Raw genomic sequence first — 20,496 nt, forward strand, 5'->3', positions numbered from 1 at the left:
TTCAAACGATAATGATTCGCATTTATGTTTGTAATAATATCGCGGCAACCGGCACCGGAGCGGTCCGGCTTGCGTTGAGCGAGCGTTTGGAACGGGGAAACTTTCATGCACGGCGGCGGTACACGGCAACACCCATTGGCACATCGACGTAAGCGGAACTGGATCGGCACATTGCTGGCGGCGAGCGTGATCAGCACTTCGGCGCAAGCGGCGGATACGACCGAGACGCCGGACAGCAACACCAAAAGCAGTGCCAAACCTGGCGCGGAAAGCCGCGTAGGTGAGACCTCAGATGACGCCGGTCAACTTGCACCGGTGAAAATCACCGGTGAGAAGTCGCAGCATTTTGCTCCGGCGAGCGTCGAGACGGGGCCCTACAAGGGACTCGACGCGCTCGACGTGCCCGCCACCGTCAACGTGGTGACGCGCGACGTGATGGACGCGCAAGGCGACACGGGGCTATACGACGCGCTACGCAATGTGGCGGGCGTGACGCGCCTGCAACTGAACGGGCTGGCGTACGACAATCTGGCGATCCGCGGCATTGCGCTCGATAACCGCTCGAGCTACTACATCGACGGCATCCTGCCCATCGACAACAACGTCTGGATGCCGATGGAAGACAAGGAGCGCGTCGAAGTGCTGAAGGGCGCGTCGGCTCTTTACTACGGCTTCACCGTGCCGGCCGGCGTGGTCAACATGGTCATGAAGCGGGCGGGCGCTGAACCCGTCACGAGCGTCACGGCACTCGCCGATTCGAACGGCTCGTACGGTGCCGCGGTCGATCTCTCGCGGCGCTTCGGAAGCGACGATCAGTTCGGCATTCGCGTCAACGCGATGGACGAACACGTCGAGACGCCGATCGACGGCGATCGCGGCTATCGCAAGTTCGTCAGCGCCGCGCTCGACTGGAAGATCAGCAGCAAGCTGAAGCTGCAATACGATTTCGAACACGTCGAATCCAGCATCGTCGAGCAGGCGGGCATCGTGCCGCTCACGGCAAAGAACGGCGTCATCACGCTGCCTGCCATCCCCGATCCGTCGAAGCTGCTGGTCAGCAACGCGCATCCGACCCAGGCGAGCGCCAATAGCCAGTTGCTGCGTGCCGACTACGCACTGTCCGACAACTGGAGCGTGGATTTCTCGATCGGCCAGTCGATCACGCGTCGCGACCGTTGGGCGTGGGTGTTCCAGAAGTACAACCTCGCGACGGGCGCCGGCTCCTTGCAGGCCAGCCAGCAGAACGGCCAGATGTACGAGAACAAGAACGTGCGGCTCGAAACGACCGGTGCGTTCAGGACAGGGCCGATCGGCCATACGCTGACCGCCGGCGTCATGCAGAACTGGCTGTTCCAGCCGGACTTCACGACCTACTTCTACACGGCGGCTCAGAATCTCTACGACCCGGTACCTGTCACGAAGTTGACGCCAAGCGGCACGCCGAAGCCGTTCTACGCGCAGCACGTGCGCAACAGCGGCGTGTACCTGTTCGACCAGGTCGATCTGACCTCGCGCCTGCAATTCATCGCCGGTGCGCGCCGCTCCGAGTACATGAGTTCGCAGGCGGGCACGCCGAGCCAGGACATCAGCAAGACATCTCCCTCCGGTAGTCTCAGCTATCGGCTCACGCCTGACACGAGCGTCTACGCGAGCTATGTCGAGGCGCTCGAATCGGCCGGCAGCGCGCCCGCGACGGCCGCCAATGCGAACCAGATCCTGCCTGCCGCCGTGAGCCGCCAGGAGGAAGTCGGCATTCGCACGCGGGTAGCGGACCGTGCGCTGGTGTCGCTCGCGCTGTTCAATCTGCGCCAGCCTTCGGCCGACACCAACGCCGACAACATCTACGCGATGGACGGCAATGCGCGCTTTCGCGGCATCGAGTTCTCGGTGCAGGGCGATGTGACGAGAGATGTTTCGCTGACGGCATCGACGGTCTATCTCGACGCGCGGCAACTCGACTCGTCGGATCCGACGCTGGTCGGCAAGACGCCGGAGAACACGCCGCACGTCACGGCGAGCCTCTTCGCCGAATATCGTGTGCCGGTGCTCGCAGGCTTGTCGGTCAATGGCGGGATGTACTACGTGGGACCGCGGCCCGTGAATAGCGCCGATCAGGCGTGGATCGGCGGCGCCACCATTTACACGGCTGGCCTGCGCTACGCGACGCGCCTGTACGGCAAGCGCGTTTCGCTCCAGGCCAACCTGGAAAACGCGACCAACAAGCGCTACTGGAGCGCTGCGGGTTCGAACCAGTTAGCGGTCGGCCTCGGCCGCACGCTCGAGCTCACGTCGACCATCGACTTTTGATCAAGGGATATCCGTTGAACGACATCGCAACCCGGACCGCCACGAATCCGGAATTCATCGAGCAGCGTCGCTCCCGCACGGGCGGCACGCGCTCGTTGCGCAGCACCTTTCTCAAGTGGCTGCGCAAGGTGCACGGCTGGATCGGCTTGTGGGGCGCGGTGCTGGGCCTGCTGTTCGGCGTGACCGGTTTTTTGCAGAATCATCGTGCGACGATGAAGATCAAAGTGGGCGGTCCGGTCGTGTCGACCGTGCAGATGCCCGTGCAGTCCGCTCAGTTCAAGACGCCGCGCGAACTGGCCGGCTGGCTGCGCACCGAACTGAAACTCGACCGGCCCGCGGAGCGCGTCACGCGCGATCCGGCCGGTCCGGTCACGTGGGGCGATCAGTCGGTCATTCAGCCGGAGCACTGGGCGGTGCGCTTCAACGCGCCGAACTATGTCGTCAGCGCGGACTACTGGAAGGGGGGCACGTTCGTCAGCGTCGAGCGTCGCGAGCAAGGCGTCATTGCGACGCTCGAAGGCTTGCATCGCTCGACGGGCGCGAGCGCCGGCTGGATTCTGCTTGCCGATTCGATTGCCGGCAGCATGGTTCTGCTGTCGTTGACGGGCGTGATTCTATGGACCGAACTGAACCGCAGACGCACGATCGGTGCGCTGATCTTCATGGTCTCGATCGCCACGACCCTCGTGCTGGGCATGCAGACGCTCTAGGCCCGCTACGCAGGAGCGAACACTACCGCGCCGACATTGTCGATGTGCGTAAAGCTGCGAAAGAAACGGTACGTCTCATCGCCGACGGTGATCTGATTCGTGCCGGGATGCGTGTACTCGAGGATTTCGTCGGCCACGGCTGTCGCCAGGGTTCCGTGCGCGGTCAGTTGGGTTTCCTCGTCAGACGGATCGCCGACATACACCGAACAGACGTCGGCGCCATGGCGCATCATGACGAGGCACTTGCCCTTGTCGAGCGAGAGTTCAAGATACCCGGCCAGCGCCCGCAGCGATTCGGGCGGCTGCCCTTGCGGGCGGTAGGTCGCATCTGAAGTGATAGCCATCGTGCCGTCCCCCGTCAAAGACGTTTCGTCCTGAACCGAAGCTTACCCCTAAGGCAGGCACGGTCTCACTTCACTATACGTTCTCCACCCACGCGCTCAAAGCGCCTCGTGACAAAGCGCCATCATTCTCTGCACCATGGTGCTCGCGCCGTTGAGTTCCATCTCGTTGGTGAACAGCGCGTTCACGCTGGACAGCCGCACGGCGACGCCTGCGTCCAGCAAATCCTGACTGGCGATCTTCAGCGCAAGCTGACCGATCAGCACGCGGTCGAGCCAGTGCATCTTCAGGCGGTTCTTCTTGAGCCACTGACGGCAGCACTCCACCACATGGTCGACGCGCCATTCCTGAGTCAAGGCATACGAGGCGGCTGCAATCGCGACGAGGAAACACAGCAAGTCGGGACGCGCACTGTCGGGCTCGGTAAATTCAGGTTTGTTCATGTATCGGCCTGCCTACTGTCGTTACTCAGCGACCACACATATGGGCGCGAGCTGGAGAATCAACATCGGATTCCATGCGGAAGTCTAAACGCGATCGCGTTTTCAGGCGCTTGACGTCCCACCTCGGATCTTGCGCCTCAGTCATTGCGCCGAGGCTACCGTAACCTTGCGTTACCGATGTCGTACTGCCGTTGCACTCGCCGTAAGGCGCGTCTTTTATACTGCGAACCGTTGTCCGTCACCCGGCGCTCAGGTATCGATCTTCGTAGATACGCCTGCCGCGCCCATCCACACACGAGTTATCGACACATGAACGCAAGTCGCATCAGGTTTGCCCTCTTCAGCGCCGCGCTGGCGCTCGCCACGATCGGAACCGCCCACGCGGCGGGTTGCATCAAGGGCGCGGTGGTCGGCGGGGTCGCCGGTCATTACGCGGGACATCATGCGGTGGTGGGGGCCGTGGGCGGTTGTCTCGTCGGCCGGCATCTTGCCAAACAGCACGCGCAACAACAGGCCCAGCAGCAGGCGGCGATGCACCAGCAGGTACAGGCGCAGTAATCCGCTCGATCCACCTCCCACGCGGTTTTGACTATGTTCTGACGAATAGGTGCCTATTTTTCGGGCATCGGTATAATGAGAGGCTTCTCCTCTCGAACGGTCTTCGCTCATGAGCCGCTTACTCTGTCTGATCATGCTGTCGCTGGGCCTGGTGCAGATCGCAGCGGCCGATGAAACCGACCCCGACCACGAGCGCATCTCCGCGTACCTGACGCAAAAGTTCGGCGTGGCCCGGGCCAAGGCCGAGCAGATCTCGGATGCCGTCCAGACCGCGGCGGCGAAGTATTCGCTGCCGCCGGCGCTGCTGCTGGCAATCATCTCGATCGAATCCCGCTTCAAGGAAAAGGCCAAGGGCCCGCGCGGGGCGACGGGCCTGATGCAGGTGGTGCCTGCCGCGCACCGCGGGCTGCTGCGGAACGTCAAGGACCTCACCGACCCTGGCGCCAACATCGAGGCCGGCTCCGCCATCCTGCACGGCTACATGCAGTCGGCGGGCGGCGATCTGAGCCTCGCACTGAAGAGTTACGGCGGCTCGCTGGCCTACGCGCAAAAGGTCAGCATGCGGGTCCAGACCTTCGCTCCCGTGGTCGCGAAGCCGGACGACGCACCTTCTGCCGCCGCGCAACAGGCGGCGTGCGACGCCCACGCCACCGACGACTGCCCGGCGCCGGCGAGCGGCGCCCGTTCGTTTTACATTCCGTCGGCGAACGCCGCCGCGGCCGGACCGGCCGCGTTTGGCCTGTCGGCTGCAGCACCGGCTTCGGCGCCCTGACGGCATCGCGGCACGCAACCGGCCGCAGCCCCTGGCCCGGTCAGCGTGCGCCACGTTGACGAACACCCTACAAACCTTGTTGTTTCAACGTGTTACGTCGTCTGCGGGTTGTTTTCCGCTCCACCTGGCAACCGCTCTACAATGCATGCCATTCGACGTTAAGTCGTTCGCCTCCCAGAATCATGCGCACCTCATTTTCCAAACTCACCGCAGCGTCGCTGCTCGGATTGCTCGCGCTCGCCGCCTGTTCGAGCGCACCCCAGCCGAAGTTTCAGCAGGAACAGTTCGATACGGGCGCAAGTCCCTTCGCGCGTAATTTCAACGCCAGCACCACCGACACCTGTGAAGCTGCCCGCCGCGCGCTGCTAAGCCAGGGCTATATGACGACGTTGACGCACCCGGATACCGTCGACGGCACGAAGAATTTCCAGCCCACCGGCGATTCGCATATCGTGGTGGAGTTTCACGTCGTCTGTACGCCGGGCGAGGAAACCGCCGATACGAGCATCGTCTACGTGAACGCGGTGCAGAACGGCTTTGCGCTGAAGAAAAGCGATACGTCGGCGAGCGTCGGGCTGAGCGTGCTCGGTTCGCTGTCGCTGCCGATCCGCTCCAACAACGACGCGATGGTGAAGATCTCCAGCGAGACGATCCCGTCGGGCACGTTCTACGATCGGTTCTTCGCCCTGCTCAATCACTACCTGCAGACGGTCGTACGGACTATGCCGGTCAAATCCAATGATGTGACGAGCACGCCGCTTCCGGCTCCCGCTGCGGTTCCGGTCGTCGCTCCGGTGCCGCTGGTGCCGGCGCCGAAGTTGGCGACCACGCCCGTAGTGGCGCCGCCTTCGAGCGCGTTGAACGTGCCGTTATTGACGCCGGTGGCGCCCGCTGCGCTGGAATTGCCGGATGCGTTGGGCCGTCCCGACATGACGCAGGCTGCCAGCGCACCGAGCGTGAGTCCCTAAGGCCTTAACGCGCTAACACTTACGCTCGGCAAGGAGCGCGCTGCGCTGATCATTCATGGGTCGGCGCAGCATCATGGATGGGTCGGCACACTTTTCCCCAATGGTTTTACTTCATACGTATACGTATGTAGTAGTAGTTAACAAAGGGCGCGCCGTCCTGTGGACAAGCGGGAAATCCTCCGTCCGGTCAACGCTGTAACAAAACCATAACAATGCGGAGCGCGCGTGCAGAGCGCCAGCGGGCCGAGGATAACTTCGGCGTCGCGCCATCTCCTGCGCCGGTTATCAAGAATCCGCACACAGCCTGTTAGCGGCGCTATCCCGGAGTTGTCCATAGGGCTACGTGGATAACTCTGCGCCACTCACCTTAAAGTTATCCGCCAGAACGCCGTTTAACTGTTGTCTGAGCGGTGCAGTCTCGTGGCGCGGCGCTCTCCAGTGCGCCGCCGATCCCATCCAGCCTGTTACGGTCGCCAGCGCACATACTGCACTGCGCCAATGCGCGCACATTGGTGTCGGGTGGTGCGGGCATCCGGTACGCGCGACTTCAACCGCGACTGTTGCTATTTAGTCAAAAACTACACAGCAGTGCACCGTCCAGGCATAAAGTTAAAGTGCTTTATCAAGTTACTTGTGCAGTGCGGGGGTGTGCGATGAAACGCAGAACAGCACGACAGCTTGTCCGTCTCCTCTCAGACATCAGACATTCTGCCCATTGCAGTACGCTGAGGGCCGCGGCAACCAGCCGTGCCATCGAACTGGCGGAGGACGAAGCCGACGAGCCGTCCACCTCGGAAAGTGCCGACGACACGCGCGACGTGACCCAGGACGAACGCATGTGGAGAGGATCATGAGGGCCGCCAGCGAACAGTCCCTGCGCTTTCTCGTCGAAAAGTGGCTCGCCCCGGGCCCGTCGATTCCCGTTCGCGTGACCGAATTCAGCCGCACCCGCATGGGTGGCAGACGCTACGTGCGGGTCGAGACAGCCCTTGAGGCGGGCGCCCGGGGTCTGTTCTTCTTCAGGCACGACGACGGTTGCTGGTGCGTGTTTCCGCCCACGGCGGATAGCCGCAACGTGATGAACGACGCCGCCGGCATGCCACTGGCGATGGCGCGGGCGGCGTAACAAGCCCCGCAGCCTGATGACGCGGGGCATGCCGCCCCGCCTCGTCCCCTCGTTGAACCGCCATTTCTCCATGAAGAACCGCACCGCGCGATAATCGCGCAAACGCGCCGCTGTCGAGACTGAACGGTGGCGTCGAGCGCATTTCAGGCGGAAATCATGGATGAAAAAGACTGGATCGCTGGCGCGGCCAAAGCCCTGGCGATCATCGAAGCGTTTGACGAAGAACACGCGCGCATGACGCCGACGATGGTGGCCGCAAGGGCGGGGCTATCGCGCACGGCAGCGCGCCGTTATCTGCTGACGCTGCGCGAACTCGGCTATGTGGATACGGACGGCAAGCTGTTCTGGCTGGCCCCGCGCGTGCTGCGCCTCGGCCAGTCGTATCTGGATTCGGCGCGCTTGCCGCGCACGGTGCAGCCGTTCCTGCAGCGGATCACGGCGACCCTGCAGGAAACCGCGCTGGTGGCGATTCTCGACGAACACGACGTGGTCTACGTGGCGCGCAACGGCGTGAACCGGGCGATGGCGGTCGGCTTCGTGCTGGGCTCGCGGGCTGCGGCGCCGCTGTCGTCGGCGGGGCTGATCCTGTTGGCGTTCCAGGCGCCCGAGGAGATCGACCACTGGCTTTCGACCTACGAAATCAAGGTCTTCACGCCGCAAACCTACTCCACCGTCAAAGAACTGCGTGACGTGCTGGGCGAGGCGCGTCGTAACGGCTACGTCGTCACCGATCAACAGCTCGAACTCGGCATGCGCGGCGTCGCCGTGCCGCTGCGCGACCGTCACGGCTCCGTGGTAGCGGCCATCAGCGTCAGCATGCCGATGGGTCGGGAGTCGGCCCAGGCCGCCTTGCAGCGGGTGCTCCCGACGCTGCAGGAAACCGCCAGTTTGCTGCGCAATCTCGTCTAGATCGGGAGATCGCGGACCTGTCCCGCCTGGGCCAGGCGCACGCGCAAATCGACTGAAGGGATAACGAAAGAAACCTGTCTCCCGGAAAATACACAGGGCGTGATATGGGATGACAAACGCCCTACGCTGCGTGATACTCCCCCGCGGGGAGCCGCCAGGCGCCGCGTCGTCATGTCTGCTTCACCATGCTGTTCTTATTCATTCACATTGACATAGTCGTTCAGGTTTGGGGATTAACACATGAAAAAAGTCATTGCCTCGCTCGCAACTGCAGCTCTCGCGCTGGTCTCCGTTCAAGCTTTCGCACAGGCATCCGACGCAGCCGCGCCGGCCGCAGCTAGCACCGCGAAGCCCGCCAAGCACCACAAGAAGCTGAAGACGCACGGCAAGCGTGCTGGCGTTTCGGCGGCCGCATCGGCTGCCGGCACGAACGACAAGGGTACGCAGAACTAAGCGAGCGCTTTTGTCCGCCGCGCGGACCTCGCCGGTTCGCACCGCAGCCAGCCGACAGGCTGACGCGGACTTCCGGAGCGGTTGAGGTTTGCAGGAAAAAGGCCAGAGCCTCGCGCTCTGGCCTTTTTTTCATGGGATGCGGGAGATTGGCTTCGGGGAGCGGAGACGGCCGCAGGCGGGTGGGGTATGACGACTTACGACGCGTCCGCAGCGAGGCCGCGTTTGACGATCTCGGTCAGCAGACCGGTCATGCCTTCGGGATGCGCCGCAGCCCGTTCCTGCAGCTGGGCGACGAGATCTGCGTTGAGCTTGCAGGCGAACGGCACGAGTCCTTGCGCCTGGTCGAGCCTGCGTTGTTCGCGGCGGTCCAGCACCGGCGCGGCAGCGGAGGCCTTGCCGAAGCGGTCGGCGGTCGCCAGCTTCATCGAATTGGTCAGTTTCAGGGCCTTGTTCTTCTCAAGGTCGGTTTTTTTCATCGCCATACGGAATGCCTCTGCTTGATAGGTAATCCCGCATTGTACGCATCGCGCCGCCCTGCCAGTCAGGGGCGGGGTTCCGCGGGACAAAACGGCGTCTCCACTGGGGCGGCGCGCTCGCCCGCCATGCTGTCCATCAACGCGCGCATGCGCTGCCAGTGAGTGCCTTCCCAGAACACGCGGCGGCACACGTCGCAGGTGACGAACTGGGTATGACGCTCGAGTACGCCTTCCGGCGCGCGGCCGGCGACCTCGTCCCTGGCGATGCGCCGCAGCGGCACGTTGCAGGTGAGGCACAGGCGAAACGGGCGGGCGCTGCCGGCCAGATCCAGCCGGTCGAAAATCTCGCGCAACTGCGCCTTCGGTTTGAGCGCGCGCACGTAGCAGCCATGGGTGATGGTGCGCCGTTTGAGCAGCTCGCGGTCGCGGGTGAGCACGATGCGGTGTTCGGCGGCGGCCAGCACCTCGATGTCGGCGTCCGGGTAGTGGTTGTCGTAGAGCGTGTCGAAGCCCGCGAGCCGCAGCAGTTGCGCGAGGCCGCCGAGATGGGCGTCGGCGATGAAGCGCATCACCCGCAAAGGACGCTCGCGCACGCGCAGCAAGGGCTGGATATCGAGCGCTTCGAACTTCGGATAGACCGCCACGCGGTCGCCGTCCGCGAGTTGCCGTTCGAAGCCGACCGACTCGCCGTTCACCAGAATCAACTCGACTTCCGTGTGCGGCACGCCGAGCGCCTCGATCATGTGCTTGGCGGTCGCGGCATGCGCGCAGACGCAACTGAACGCGCGCCGGCGCAGCGGCCGGGCGAGAAAATCGTTCAGCTCCTCATAGAAGCGGAATGTCGCGGTGACCATCGTGCCAGTATGGCACCGTGTCCTGTGGCGCGCTGGCTGCGCGTGTCACAGGGCTGTGCTTTACTTCCGGTTCCTTTGAAGATGGGAGCAAGAGATGGACATCGGTTTTATCGGTCTTGGCGAGATGGGCGTCGCTATGGTTCAGAACATGCTGAAAGCCGGCCACACGGTGCGGGTCTGGAACCGTTCGCCGCAACGCGCCGAGCCGCTGGCCGCCGCCGGCGCCAGGGTCGTGAGTTCGCCGGCCGAGGCGTTCAGCGGCGACGCGGTGTTTTCGATGCTCGCCGACGACGCAGCGCTGCGCGCGGTGATCGACGCCCAGTTGCTGGAACACGCCCCGCGCGGGTTGATTCACGTGAACATGGCGACGATTTCCGTCGCGCTGGCCGAAGAACTGGCCCACGCGCACGCATTGCGCGGGTTGCACTACGTGGCCGCGCCGGTGCTCGGACGCCCGGACGTCGCGGCAGCGGGCAAGCTGACCATTGTCGCCGGCGGTCCGGCCGAGGCGATCGACCGGGTGCAACCGGTATTCGACGTGATCGGCCAGAAAACGTGGCGCATCGGATCGCTGCCGCAACAGGCGAATGTCATGAAGCTCGCGGCGAATTTCATGCTCGCGGCGGCGGTTGAAACGCTCGGCGAGGCGGCGAGCCTGGTGACGGGGCATGGCGTCGCGATGCAGGATTTTCTCGACGTGATCACGGCCGGTCTGTTCCCCGGGCCGGTGTATCAGGGCTACGGCAAGATGATCGCGGAACGGCGCTATGAGCCGGCGCTCTTCAAGGCGCGTCTGGGCCTGAAGGACGTGCGCCTCGCGCTGGCCGCGGCCGATGCGGTGTCGACGCCGCTGCCGGTGGCGAGCGTCGTGCGCGACAGCCTGATCGAAGCGATCGCCCACGGCGACGGCGAGAAAGACTTCGCGGTGCTCGGGCAGGTGTCGGCGCGCCGCGCCGGGCGTTGAGGGCAAGTTGAGGGCGCGTCGACGGTGCGCGCGGCGGGGGCTGGTTGAACCCGGAGACCGCAGCGCAGGCCGCGGGCGGGCATAATGCCTGTCCTGCCCTTTCCTCACCGTGTCGATCATGAGCCTGCATACCTGGTGGCTGTTCGTTGCTACCGTCTTCGTCGTTTCCGCCATTCCCGGTCCGAACATGTTGCTCGTCATGACCCACGGCGCGCAGCACGGGCTGCGCCGTTCGAGCGCGACGATGGCCGGCTGCCTGTCGGCGCTGGTGCTGATGCTGTCGGTATCGGCGGCCGGGCTGGGCGTGTTCCTCGAAGCGTGGCCGGCCATGTTCAACGGGCTACGCATGATCGGCGCCGCGTATCTGGTCTATCTGGGCGTCAAGTCGTGGCGCGCGCCCGCCGACGAGGCCCCGGTGCACGATGCCGACATGCTTGCCGCGAAACCGGCGCGCTCGCGTTTTGCGCTCTTTCGCAACGGTTTTCTGGTGGCCGGCAGCAATCCCAAGGCGATTCTGTTCGCCGCGGCCCTGCTGCCGCAGTTCATCGACGCGAGCCGCCCGACGCTGCCGCAGTTCGGCGTACTCGTCGCCACCTTCGCGGTGATCGAAGTGAGCTGGTATCTGGTTTATGCCGGCTTCGGCACCCGTATCGGCGCCCGGCTGAAGAGCCGCAATGTCGCCAAGGCGTTCAATCGTCTGACGGGTGGCGTGTTCGTCGGCTTCGGCGCGATGATGGCGCTGGTGCGCCGCTAGCGGCAGATTGGGCTGTTGTGTAAACGCAACGTTGAGGGTCTACCCTAATTATCATGTTGCGCCGCACCAAGCGGTTTGCTAGTATTTGTCTTGTCTCCTCCATGTCTCCTCTGATATGGATTCAGCCCGCCCAAGTAGGCGGGCTTTTTTTCGTCCTGCGTTTTCCCCACTTGCCGCCACACCCCGATCCGTCCCGGTAGCATTGCCGGCGCGCTTCAAAACTTATACGAAACGGCCAGGAACGAGATGATCGGGTCGGCCTTCAGTTCCGCCTTGCTCACCGCGAGTTCCGTACCGTCCGCTGCCTTGACGATCACCGACGAGGTGGTCTTCAGCGGGATATAGGTGATCGAGGCCACCAGACCCCAGTGATTCGTAATGTTGTACTCCGCGCCCGCGTTGAACACCGGTTGCCAGGACGACGAAGCCTTCGCCGACACCTGGGTGGTGCCCGGCTTGCCTGCGCCGGCGGCCAGCACGGAGCCGAGATTGTTCTGCGTCGACGTCACGAAGTTCGGATTCAACTGGATGTCGGAAAACCAGTTGTACGACACCCCGACACCCACGAACGGGCGGAACTTGGCGGTCGGCTGGTTGAAGTAGTACTGCAGGATCGCCGCCGGGCTCCACTGGCGCACGCTCTTGATGATCGGATTGCTCGACGGGTCGCCCAGATTCTGACTGCCGAGCGCGCCGGCCGGCCCGGGCGGCATGATCGTGCCGTGACCGTAGACCTTGAACACCGGCGGCACGCCCGCAACCGAGGTAATCGCAATGTGGTCGGTCAGGAAGTGGCTGAAGACGAGGCCGACCGTGTCCGCGTTGTTGGTCGACAGACCGGTGCCGGCCGAGGTGAATGAGTTCGGCAGGCGCAGCGGCGTGTTGATCGGCGTCGGCGCGACGTTGGTGGTCAGCGCCGAACTCGAGTCTTGCGGCGCGACGTGGAACCAGCCGAGCACGGCGACGTTGTCGCCCGCCTGCTGGGCGTGGGCGCTGAGCGACAGGCACGTGGCCAGCGCCGCGATAAATATTCTTTTCATGACCTTCCTCCTGGGGCGGGCATGCCTGCTGCGCGCGCCGGCGGGGTTCGATTCCCGCATGGACGTCGCGCTCTGGGCAGACCCCGGCCGCTGCGGATGCCGCAGCCGGGGAGCGGTTGCCTCGTTACGTGGTGACAGGGTTCGCTGCGTCCATTACTGAACGAACGCGCCGATCGTGAAGTAGGGCGATGCGGGCGTCGTCAGATCCAGGTAGCCGAACACACCACCCGTGAAGATCATCTTTCCGGTCGGCGTCGTGCCCGTCGATGCGCCCACGTGGGTCGTCGTCACTTCGCCCGGCACCGTCTCGGTGAAGTCGAGATTCAGCGCCGTCGCGAGCGAAGCCTGCGACGCGTTGAACGGATCGAGCAGCGTGGCCTCGGTGCCTTCAAGCGCCGTCGTGCGGTAGTCGAACTGGCTGTCCACGCCGATGTACTCACCGTTCTGCGAGTTCACCGCGATCGTCGACTGTGGCGCGAGAATCGAAATGCCCGATTCGTCGTCCGCCAGCAAGGCCGCCGGATTGGCGACGCCGGTGCGCACCAGGATCGGCACCAACTGGCCGCGCAACTTGCCGACGATCATGAAGCCCTTGGCCGCCGGGGTCGTGGCGAGGGTGGCTTTGGCCTGCCCCTGGAAGTTGTCGGTTTCGAACGCGCCGCTGCCGTCCGACGACTGCACGAGGTTGGTTCCGGGCTGCTGGCATTTGCCGGCGTTGATGCCGCTGTTGTCGCACTCGGTCCAGGTACCGTCGCTGTTGATGGTGATCTTCGTGTCCACCGAGACCGGCAGGAAGTTCTGCGACGGAATCTGGTGATAGCCGAGCTGGTTGTAGGTGCCGGCCACGTTCGCGATGTTCGTTTCAATCGACGAGAAACCGATGAACGGGTAGTACGGGAACGTCGTGTCGGGCACGGCGCCCACGCCGAGCACACCACCGAACTGAATCTGCGCACCGGGGATCGTGCCGCCCGCGACGCCTTCGCCGATGAAGACGCGCGCCGGACGGGTCGGGTCGAGGCTGGCGCCGTTCAACTGATACGCGCACTGGTTGAGCTTGGCGGTCGGCAGGCCGGTTTCCTGGGTCAGCGAGCCGCTGACGGTCGTGCCCGCGCGCGTGGGCGTGACGGTGCCCGTGGTCGCTGGAACTGGCGATTCGACATAGGTGATCTGCCAGGTCATCTTGGTGGTGTCGATCTGCAGCTTGGCGAGTTCGCCGTCGCCGCCGCCGCCCGTGTAGACCGTGCTGTAGTCAAGCGTGGTCGGACACAGGGCTGCCGGAGCCGGTGCCGGCGGCGTGTTGCCGCCGCCGCCGCATGCTGTCACCAGCGGCGCTGTCAAAGCCAGTGCCGCAAGGAATTTCCATTTCATACTGCCCTCTCCTGAATGTTCTCGTTGTCGATGGCCGGCTCCCGGTCCGGCCATCCCTCGATCCCGCTGCGTCTCTTTTACTTGTTGACCTGTGCGCCGATGCCGAAGTACGGGCTCTCCGCCGTCCCCGAAATGGCCGAAGTCGATGCCACCCCGTTGTTTTCCTCGCCCTGGATGAGGATCGCGTACAGGCCGCCTCCGGCAATGGCAAAGCCGCTCGCCGTGGTCCCGCTGGTCGTCTGGGCCGTGACGCCGACGAGACCCGGGCTCGCCGCGACGCCGTAAGTCAGGCTGAAGCCGTCCTCGGCGCTCGACGTTCCCGGATTGACGAAGGTGCCGCTGGCCCCGTTGATCAGCGTCGCGGTGTAGTCGAAGTTCGAATCCGCGCCGACATAGCCGCCATCGAAGCCGCCCGAGGCCAGCGCCGTGGCCGGCGCGAGCATGGCGATGCCGGATTCGTCGTCGACCTGCAGGGCGCCGATATTGACGTTGCCGGTACGCACGACGAGCGGGATGGTTGCGCCGTTCAACTGGCCGAGGATCATGTGCGCGACGCCCGATTTGCCGGTCGGCAAGGTCTGGGTAATGATCTGCGGCGCTGCGGCGCTGTCGAAATAGCCGTTGCTGTCGAGCGTGTACGGATTGCCGGTGGTCAGGCAGCCGCCTGCATTGGGCGAGAAGCCCGAAGTGCTTTGGGTGGATGTGCAGGCGCCGGTGGAATCGAAGGTTTCGATAGTGCTCGTGCCGACGGTCGCGTAGTTGCCCGAATTACCGGATGGCGTCAGGTGGTAGAGCAGGCCGTTATAGGTCCCCGGCAGCTTCGTGATATCCGTGGTCGTGTTGGCGAAGGCGAGGAACGGGTAAAAGTCGAAGTGACGGTTATCCACGGCGCCGATGCCGGTCAGGACCCCGCTGAACTGCACCGTCGCGCCCGGAATGCCGCCGCCTGCCACGCCGAGACCCACGAAGATCGTCGGCGGATTGGCGGCGTTGAAATTAGCCGAGGTGCTGTAGGTACCGTTGGGTCCCGAGCCGGTGCCCGGCTCCAGCACGAACGCGCAGCGTATCTGCTCGGCGGTCGGCAGGGCGCCGGTAGGCGGATGCGCAACCGGGCCGGTGATCTGCACGCCCGCGCGGGTCGGCGACACGGTGCCGGTCGCCAGCGGAATGGGGGATTCGAGCCACGACAGCGTGTACGTCATGGCCGTGGCGTTGATGTTCAGGCTCACCACTTCGCCGCTGCCGGCGCCGCCCAGATACGTGGTGTTGCCGATATCCGCCGTCGCGGGACAGAGCGACGCCACCGTACCCGAGGTCGGCGCGCCCTGCCCGGTGCAACTCGATCCAGAACATTGCGGCGCATTGACCGCACTCGGATTGCTGGCGCTGCCGCCGCCGCAGGCGATTAACAATGGAGCGGTGATAAGGGCCAATGCGAGGCCTCTGTTTATGGCGTCCCACATGCTGCTGTCTCCCTTTCGTGTAATTGTGCGAAGTAATTTCGCTGCACGCTTCAGGGCTGTCAATTGACAGAACCGTCTAAAAAGACCGATTCAAACAGCCTCTGAAACGTGCGACTCTTGCTACCGTGAGGTTGGCGAGCCTTTTAAACAAAAAACGATTTTTCGGGTGAGGGAGCTGCAGCGTTGCTTCGCCGCACACGCTTGCCTGTCAAGCCTTGGAGCAAAATGGCTCTATCATCTGCGAACGACCGTTCGTGAAAGAATCGGGTGTTTCCCCAGGCGGCAATCTATGCAGGCTGAATCGTCATGGTGAACGATTTACCGATCGCTGTATAACGGCAAGGTTCCGTTTAGAAGTAATTGGGACTAGTACTAATTAGGTATGCGGAATGAAACTTTTAAAGCGGGTATTTGAAACGAAAAAAAGCCGGTTTATGAAAACCGGCTTTTTGATTGAATGACGGCAAAGCGCCGCCGGGCGGAACGGGATTAGCGTTTCAATCCGCTGTCTTCGGCGGTGCCGATCGCGAGGTTCATGCACTGGATGGCGGCACCCGAGGCGCCCTTGCCCAGATTGTCGAGACGCGCGACGGTGACAAAGCGCTCTTCGCTGCCGAATACGAACAGGTCGACGCGGTTGGTGTCGTTGTTGGCCTGCACGTCGAAGAAGCCGCCGTCGAGGTTCGCTTCGGCATCGAACGGGGCGACGCGCACGAACGCTTCACCCGCGTAGTACTCGGCGAACAGCGCGAGCACGTCTTGCGGCGTGGCCTTCTTCGCCAACTGGTTCGGCGAGAAGTAAGTGGTGACGGCGAGACCCTTGTAGAAGTCGCCGACGATCGGCGTGAACACCGGTGCCGACTTCAGACCGGTGTGAGCCGCCATCTCCGGCAGGTGCTTGTGCGTGAGACCCAGCGCGTAGGGGCGCGGGCTCTTCAGCCTGTCGTTGCCGCCTGCTTCGTAGTCCGCAATCATCTTCTTGCCGCCGCCGCTGTAGCCGGTGATCGAATAGCTGTGCGCGGCGAACTCCGGCGCAACCACGCCGGCTTCGACCAACGGCCGCATGGCCAGCACGAAGGCCGAGGCGTGACAGCCGGGCACGGCAATGCGCTTGGCGGTACGCAGGCGCTCGCGTTGCGAGCGGGCCAGTTCCGGCAAGCCGTACGCCCAGTCGGCGCTGGTCCGGAACGCGGTGCTCGCGTCGATCAGCACAGTGTGGTCGTTCGCGACGAGCGACGCCGATTCGCGCGACGCGACATCCGGCAGGCACAGGAACGTGACGTCCGACGCGTTGATGAGACGACGACGCTCCTCGAGGTCCTTGCGCTTCGCTTCCTCGATACGCAGGATCTCTACGTCGGCGCGTTGCGACAGGTATTCGAAAATCTTCAGGCCGGTCGTACCTTCCTGTCCGTCGACAAATACTTTCGTGCTCATCTCAATCTCACTGGCTTACGGGAATACGGAGGCGCCGGAGTGCGCCGGAACGTCATTTTAAGACCGGATGGCGGCACGTGTGCGCAAACATCGTCGAAAAACGACGTTGCGCCGTGGAAATGACACTGAGATGACGGTTTTATGCGCCAGATGCCATCCGTTGACGGCGGGTTCGCAGCGCTGGGTGGCGCAGGATGGCACAGGGGTGACCACCTGGGTGCTTCAGCCGTCCATGAGCAGGCCCGCCGCCCGATCTCAGCGCGCGGCGTTCCAGCGCGCCGTCACGGCCACGATGCGCGCTCCGAATACCTTCGCCGTTTCGAGATCGCCCGACGGCGGCGCTTCTTCCGGCGAAGCATCGGCGGGCGATTGCGTCAGCAGGCCGGTAGAGCCGCCCACGTAGTTCAGGTCGTCGCGGGTCGCCGCTTTGGTATTAGCCGGCATGATGCCGGTACCCGCCCAGATCATGCCGTGCTGCATGGCCAGCGTGACGAAGTACTGGATCGTGGAGAATTTGTCGCCGTTCATCGTCGCAGAGTTGGTGAAGCCGGCGGCGATCTTGTCTTTCCACTTCTGGCCGAACCACGCTTTCGAACTGGCATCCGCGAATTTCTTGAAGTCGGCGGAAGCGCCGCCCATGTAGGTCGGTGCGCCGAAAACGATGGCGTCGGCGGCGTCGAGTTCGGCCCAGCCGGCGTCGTCCAGTTCACCGACCGCAAGCAGCTTCGCCTCCGCGCCGGCGCCGAGCGTGCCGGCAAGCACGGCCTCGGCGACCTTCTTCGTATGGCCGTAGCCGCTGTGGTACACGATGACAATCTTCGACATAAGACTCTCCATGAGGGTTGAGCGCAGCAGCAGGACGGGCGCCGTGGAACCTGCGCCCTAGCGTCCGTAGTTGACCACGATTCGCGCACTGCCGAGGGTGGCGGTGCCGATCTCATGATCGAACATCAGCGCCGGCCTGCCTTGGGCGAGCCGAAGATCGGTGGTGTTGAGCGCATACACGGTGACCACATAGCGATGCGCTTTGCCTGCCGGCGGGCAGGGTCCGCCATAGCCGTCGATGTCGAAGTCGTTGCGCCCTTCGACGGCGCCGATCTTCTTCACGTAGCCTGATGCGCTGGCATTCTCGGGCAATCGGTCGATGTTGGCCGGGATCTGCGCTACCGCCCAGTGCCACCAGCCGGGGCCGGGTGCATCGGGGTCGAAGATGGTGACCGCAAAACTGCGCGTGCCTTGTGGCGCGTCATGCCAGGACAATTGCGGCGAGCGGTTGCTGCCCTTGCAATCGTCCTGGTCGAAAACCTGGGCGGCGTCGACGGTGCCGCCATCGCGCAAGCTTGTGCTCGTCAGCGTAAACGGACCCTCGGCGAGCGCACGTGGTCCATGCGCGACGGCGAGCGCGAGGCTGAGCAACGCAATGGCGAAAGACGGTGTTCGGGTACGGGGCGAAGCAAACGAAACGACCAGGCAACGCGAGCGCATGTGCCGATTCTCCTTTGTCGAACGGAGTGAGCGCTTTAGCGCTTACTCCGATCCCATGCAAGGTTCTTGCGCGGATCGGTGAACCATCATCCTCACGATCATTATTGTCCCTATTTTGTGCCCCGCGGTCGAATGGCATCTAACATTTGCTTTGTGGGATTTCGCGCCACGCTCTGACGGGCCGAGCCGCCAGGAAATGGGCTATAGTCAGATGAATTGCGCCCGTGAGCCGGGCCGCAAGCAAGTTCACACATTTGCAACCTGGAACCTACAATTCAAGAATGACGCATGGCTGAGGTTTTGGAGAGCGTGTTATCAGGCAAAGGGAGAGCAATGCCAGATCCAGTCAGGGTGGTCGTGGCCGATGATCATCCGGTGATTTTGTTCGGCGCGGAGCACGCGCTGCTCAAATTCCCCGGCATTCAGGTGGTTGCGCGCGCACGCCAGTCAACTGAACTCATCAAGGTGTTGCAGACCGTCCCTTGCGACGTGCTGGTAACCGATCTGGCAATGCCCGGCGGACAGTACGGCGACGGCTTGCCCCTCATCGGCTATTTGCGTCGTAATTTTCCTACTCTGCCAATCGTCGTATTGACGATGCTCGAGAATGCGGCGCTGCTCAAGCGGCTGAGCGAACTCGGGGTCACGTCGGTCGTCAACAAGGCGGACGACCTGAGTCATATCGGACTCGCGGTTCAGCACGTCAGCCGCAATCTCGAATACATGAGCCCATCGGTCAAGGCCTCGCTCGACACGCTGCGCATGAATGCGGGCGGCAAGAGTGACGAGGTGATTCTGTCGAAGCGCGAACTGGAGGTGGTGCGGCTGTTTGTGTCCGGCATGACCATCAAGGAAATCTCGGAACAGTTGAACCGCAGTATCAAGACCATCAGCACGCAGAAGAACACTGCCATGCGCAAGCTCGGCATTGATCGCGATTCCGAACTGTTTCAATACGCGCAAAGCAATGGTTTGCTGAATCTGTCGTCGTATTCGGTGGGGGAGCAGGGCGATTTACCCTGACGCGGTCCGCGGCTGTGTTCCGGCCGCGTGCGTGTGACGGATGGAAAAAGGGCTGCCTGTCGTGCCGACAGGCAGCCCTTTTTAACGTCAGCCATCCGGACTGGGATCGGACCGCGTTCGACGGTCCAGACTCAGTCGATTAAGGCGAGCTTACTGCGGCGACGCGGTCGCGCCGCCGTGCGCAGCCGACCACTCGGCCGGCGCGTGCAGGAATTTTTCGACTTCGTCGAGCGTCTTCGTGTCGAAGTAGCTGTTTTCCTTGGCGACGCGCAGCACGTCCCACCAGGTGGCGAGCGCGTGCAGATCGACATCAATGTCTTTCAGCACCGACACGCTTTCCTTGAAGATGTTGTAGTGGAACAGCACGAAGCAGTGGTTCACCGTCGCGCCGGCGGTGCGCAGCGCGTTGATGAAGTTGATCTTGCTGCGGCTGTCGGTGGTGAGGTCTTCCACCAGCAGCACGCGCTGGCCTTCCGTCAGCAGACCTTCGATCTGCGCGTTACGGCCGAAACCCTTCGGCTTCTTGCGCACGTATTGCATCGGCACCATCAGGCGGTCGGAGAGCCATGCCGCGAACGGGATGCCGGCGGTTTCGCCACCGGCGACCGCGTCGATCTGCTCATAGCCGACGTCGCGCAGGATGGTGGCTTCGGCCATTTCCATCAGGCCGCGGCGCACGCGCGGATACGAGATCAGCTTGCGGCAGTCGATATACACCGGGCTCGCCCAGCCGGACGTGAAGATGTACGGTTTTTCCGCGTTGAAGTGAACTGCTTGCACTTCCAGCAGCATCTTGGCGGTCGTGTCGGAGATCGTCTGGCGATCGAAGCCTGTCATGGGCGGATCCTTGGGTGAGAGCGGGGAGGGCGCGGGCGCAGCGGCCCGGTGGCGCAGCAAGCGGGGCATTCCGCGCCTGATGGGCGGAACACGCAGCCGGTCAGTGGAGTGCAGGCCGGTTTTGCTACGCGCGTAGCCCGACATTTTACCCGATTCGGACACTTCCGAGGAGGCTGTCGCGCGTGAAAACCCTTAATGACGGCT

The 20,496-nt window shown here is 63.4% G+C and carries 22 protein-coding genes; 11 read left to right on the top strand and 11 right to left on the bottom strand.

Annotated elements, in window-relative coordinates:
- The first annotated feature begins 135 nt into the window (after nt 1-135).
- Nucleotides 136-2,307, top strand: coding sequence for a TonB-dependent receptor (locus tag BUS12_RS32370; RefSeq protein ID WP_253190242.1), 2,172 nt, complete (start codon nt 136-138; stop codon nt 2,305-2,307).
- A gap of 14 nt (nt 2,308-2,321) precedes the next feature.
- A complete protein-coding gene (locus BUS12_RS32375) occupies nt 2,322-3,017 on the top strand; it encodes a PepSY-associated TM helix domain-containing protein (protein WP_171991743.1) in 696 nt (231 codons plus the stop codon).
- Between the two features lie 5 nt (nt 3,018-3,022).
- Here BUS12_RS32375 and BUS12_RS32380 read toward each other — a convergent pair whose 3' ends face one another.
- Together BUS12_RS32380 and BUS12_RS32385 are read right to left on the bottom strand one after the other, a co-directional pair.
- The gene (locus tag BUS12_RS32380; RefSeq protein WP_074301376.1) at nt 3,023-3,361 is read right to left on the bottom strand and encodes a hypothetical protein; all 339 of its coding nucleotides are present in this window, start codon (nt 3,359-3,361) and stop codon (nt 3,023-3,025) included.
- Nucleotides 3,362-3,457: 96 nt separating this feature from the next.
- A complete protein-coding gene (locus BUS12_RS32385) occupies nt 3,458-3,802 on the bottom strand; it encodes a hypothetical protein (RefSeq protein WP_074301377.1) in 345 nt (114 codons plus the stop codon).
- Between the two features lie 309 nt (nt 3,803-4,111).
- Here BUS12_RS32385 and BUS12_RS32390 point away from each other — a divergent pair, with 309 nt between their 5' ends.
- The 6 genes from BUS12_RS32390 (at nt 4,112) to BUS12_RS32415 (ending at nt 8,588) form a co-directional block, all read left to right on the top strand.
- Nucleotides 4,112-4,360 carry a hypothetical protein gene (locus BUS12_RS32390; RefSeq protein WP_074301378.1) on the top strand — a complete coding sequence of 83 codons (249 nt, stop codon included), beginning with the start codon at nt 4,112-4,114 and terminating at the stop codon, nt 4,358-4,360.
- Between the two features lie 109 nt (nt 4,361-4,469).
- Nucleotides 4,470-5,132 carry a lytic transglycosylase domain-containing protein gene (locus BUS12_RS32395; protein WP_074301379.1) on the top strand — a complete coding sequence of 221 codons (663 nt, stop codon included), beginning with the start codon at nt 4,470-4,472 and terminating at the stop codon, nt 5,130-5,132.
- Between the two features lie 182 nt (nt 5,133-5,314).
- On the top strand, nt 5,315-6,100 hold the full coding sequence (locus BUS12_RS32400) for a DUF2242 domain-containing protein (RefSeq protein WP_074301380.1): 786 nt from the start codon (nt 5,315-5,317) through the stop codon (nt 6,098-6,100).
- Nucleotides 6,101-6,950: 850 nt separating this feature from the next.
- Nucleotides 6,951-7,226, top strand: a complete 276-nt coding sequence (locus tag BUS12_RS32405; RefSeq protein ID WP_074301381.1) for a hypothetical protein — start codon at nt 6,951-6,953, stop codon at nt 7,224-7,226.
- A 156-nt stretch (nt 7,227-7,382) separates the two neighbouring features.
- On the top strand, nt 7,383-8,135 hold the full coding sequence (locus BUS12_RS32410) for an IclR family transcriptional regulator domain-containing protein (protein ID WP_074301823.1): 753 nt from the start codon (nt 7,383-7,385) through the stop codon (nt 8,133-8,135).
- 240 nt (nt 8,136-8,375) lie between these two features.
- Nucleotides 8,376-8,588, top strand: a complete 213-nt coding sequence (locus tag BUS12_RS32415; protein WP_074301382.1) for a hypothetical protein — start codon at nt 8,376-8,378, stop codon at nt 8,586-8,588.
- A 194-nt stretch (nt 8,589-8,782) separates the two neighbouring features.
- On the opposite strand, the gene BUS12_RS32420 is transcribed toward BUS12_RS32415, so the two are convergent.
- Complete coding sequence (locus BUS12_RS32420) at nt 8,783-9,070, bottom strand: hypothetical protein (RefSeq protein ID WP_074301383.1); 288 nt, start codon at nt 9,068-9,070, stop codon at nt 8,783-8,785.
- Between the two features lie 59 nt (nt 9,071-9,129).
- Nucleotides 9,130-9,918: a Mut7-C RNAse domain-containing protein gene (locus BUS12_RS32425; protein ID WP_074301384.1), complete on the bottom strand. Its 789-nt coding sequence runs from the start codon at nt 9,916-9,918 to the stop codon at nt 9,130-9,132.
- A 94-nt stretch (nt 9,919-10,012) separates the two neighbouring features.
- Between BUS12_RS32425 and BUS12_RS32430 the strand changes: the two genes are divergently transcribed.
- Together BUS12_RS32430 and BUS12_RS32435 are read left to right on the top strand one after the other, a co-directional pair.
- Nucleotides 10,013-10,882 (top strand): NAD(P)-dependent oxidoreductase, encoded by an 870-nt coding sequence (locus tag BUS12_RS32430; protein WP_074301385.1) that lies wholly within the window; start codon nt 10,013-10,015, stop codon nt 10,880-10,882.
- A gap of 118 nt (nt 10,883-11,000) precedes the next feature.
- Nucleotides 11,001-11,636 (top strand): LysE family translocator, encoded by a 636-nt coding sequence (locus tag BUS12_RS32435; RefSeq protein WP_074301386.1) that lies wholly within the window; start codon nt 11,001-11,003, stop codon nt 11,634-11,636.
- A gap of 215 nt (nt 11,637-11,851) precedes the next feature.
- Here the strand turns inward: BUS12_RS32435 and BUS12_RS32440 are convergent, their stop codons facing one another.
- The 6 genes from BUS12_RS32440 to BUS12_RS32465 all read right to left on the bottom strand — a co-directional run bounded on the left by BUS12_RS32440 (nt 11,852) and on the right by BUS12_RS32465 (nt 18,432).
- Nucleotides 11,852-12,676: an OmpW/AlkL family protein gene (locus BUS12_RS32440; RefSeq protein WP_074301387.1), complete on the bottom strand. Its 825-nt coding sequence runs from the start codon at nt 12,674-12,676 to the stop codon at nt 11,852-11,854.
- Nucleotides 12,677-12,829: 153 nt separating this feature from the next.
- Nucleotides 12,830-14,047, bottom strand: coding sequence for a DUF2957 domain-containing protein (locus tag BUS12_RS32445; protein WP_074301388.1), 1,218 nt, complete (start codon nt 14,045-14,047; stop codon nt 12,830-12,832).
- Between the two features lie 77 nt (nt 14,048-14,124).
- Nucleotides 14,125-15,510, bottom strand: a complete 1,386-nt coding sequence (locus BUS12_RS32450) for a DUF2957 domain-containing protein (RefSeq protein ID WP_074301389.1) — start codon at nt 15,508-15,510, stop codon at nt 14,125-14,127.
- Nucleotides 15,511-15,999: 489 nt separating this feature from the next.
- Entirely contained in the window at nt 16,000-16,947 is a 948-nt protein-coding gene (gene argC, locus BUS12_RS32455) for an N-acetyl-gamma-glutamyl-phosphate reductase (RefSeq protein WP_074301390.1), read from the bottom strand.
- Between the two features lie 255 nt (nt 16,948-17,202).
- On the bottom strand, nt 17,203-17,772 hold the full coding sequence (locus tag BUS12_RS32460) for a flavodoxin family protein (RefSeq protein WP_074301391.1): 570 nt from the start codon (nt 17,770-17,772) through the stop codon (nt 17,203-17,205).
- Between the two features lie 57 nt (nt 17,773-17,829).
- On the bottom strand, nt 17,830-18,432 hold the full coding sequence (locus BUS12_RS32465) for a YbhB/YbcL family Raf kinase inhibitor-like protein (protein WP_074301392.1): 603 nt from the start codon (nt 18,430-18,432) through the stop codon (nt 17,830-17,832).
- A gap of 333 nt (nt 18,433-18,765) precedes the next feature.
- Between BUS12_RS32465 and BUS12_RS32470 the strand changes: the two genes are divergently transcribed.
- Nucleotides 18,766-19,455, top strand: a complete 690-nt coding sequence (locus tag BUS12_RS32470; protein ID WP_074301393.1) for a response regulator — start codon at nt 18,766-18,768, stop codon at nt 19,453-19,455.
- 150 nt (nt 19,456-19,605) lie between these two features.
- Here BUS12_RS32470 and BUS12_RS32475 read toward each other — a convergent pair whose 3' ends face one another.
- Nucleotides 19,606-20,292: an orotate phosphoribosyltransferase gene (locus BUS12_RS32475; protein WP_074301394.1), complete on the bottom strand. Its 687-nt coding sequence runs from the start codon at nt 20,290-20,292 to the stop codon at nt 19,606-19,608.
- Between the last annotated feature and the right edge of the window lie 204 nt (nt 20,293-20,496).

This window comes from Paraburkholderia phenazinium, from assembly GCF_900142845.1.
GTDB lineage: Bacteria > Pseudomonadota > Gammaproteobacteria > Burkholderiales > Burkholderiaceae > Paraburkholderia > Paraburkholderia phenazinium_A.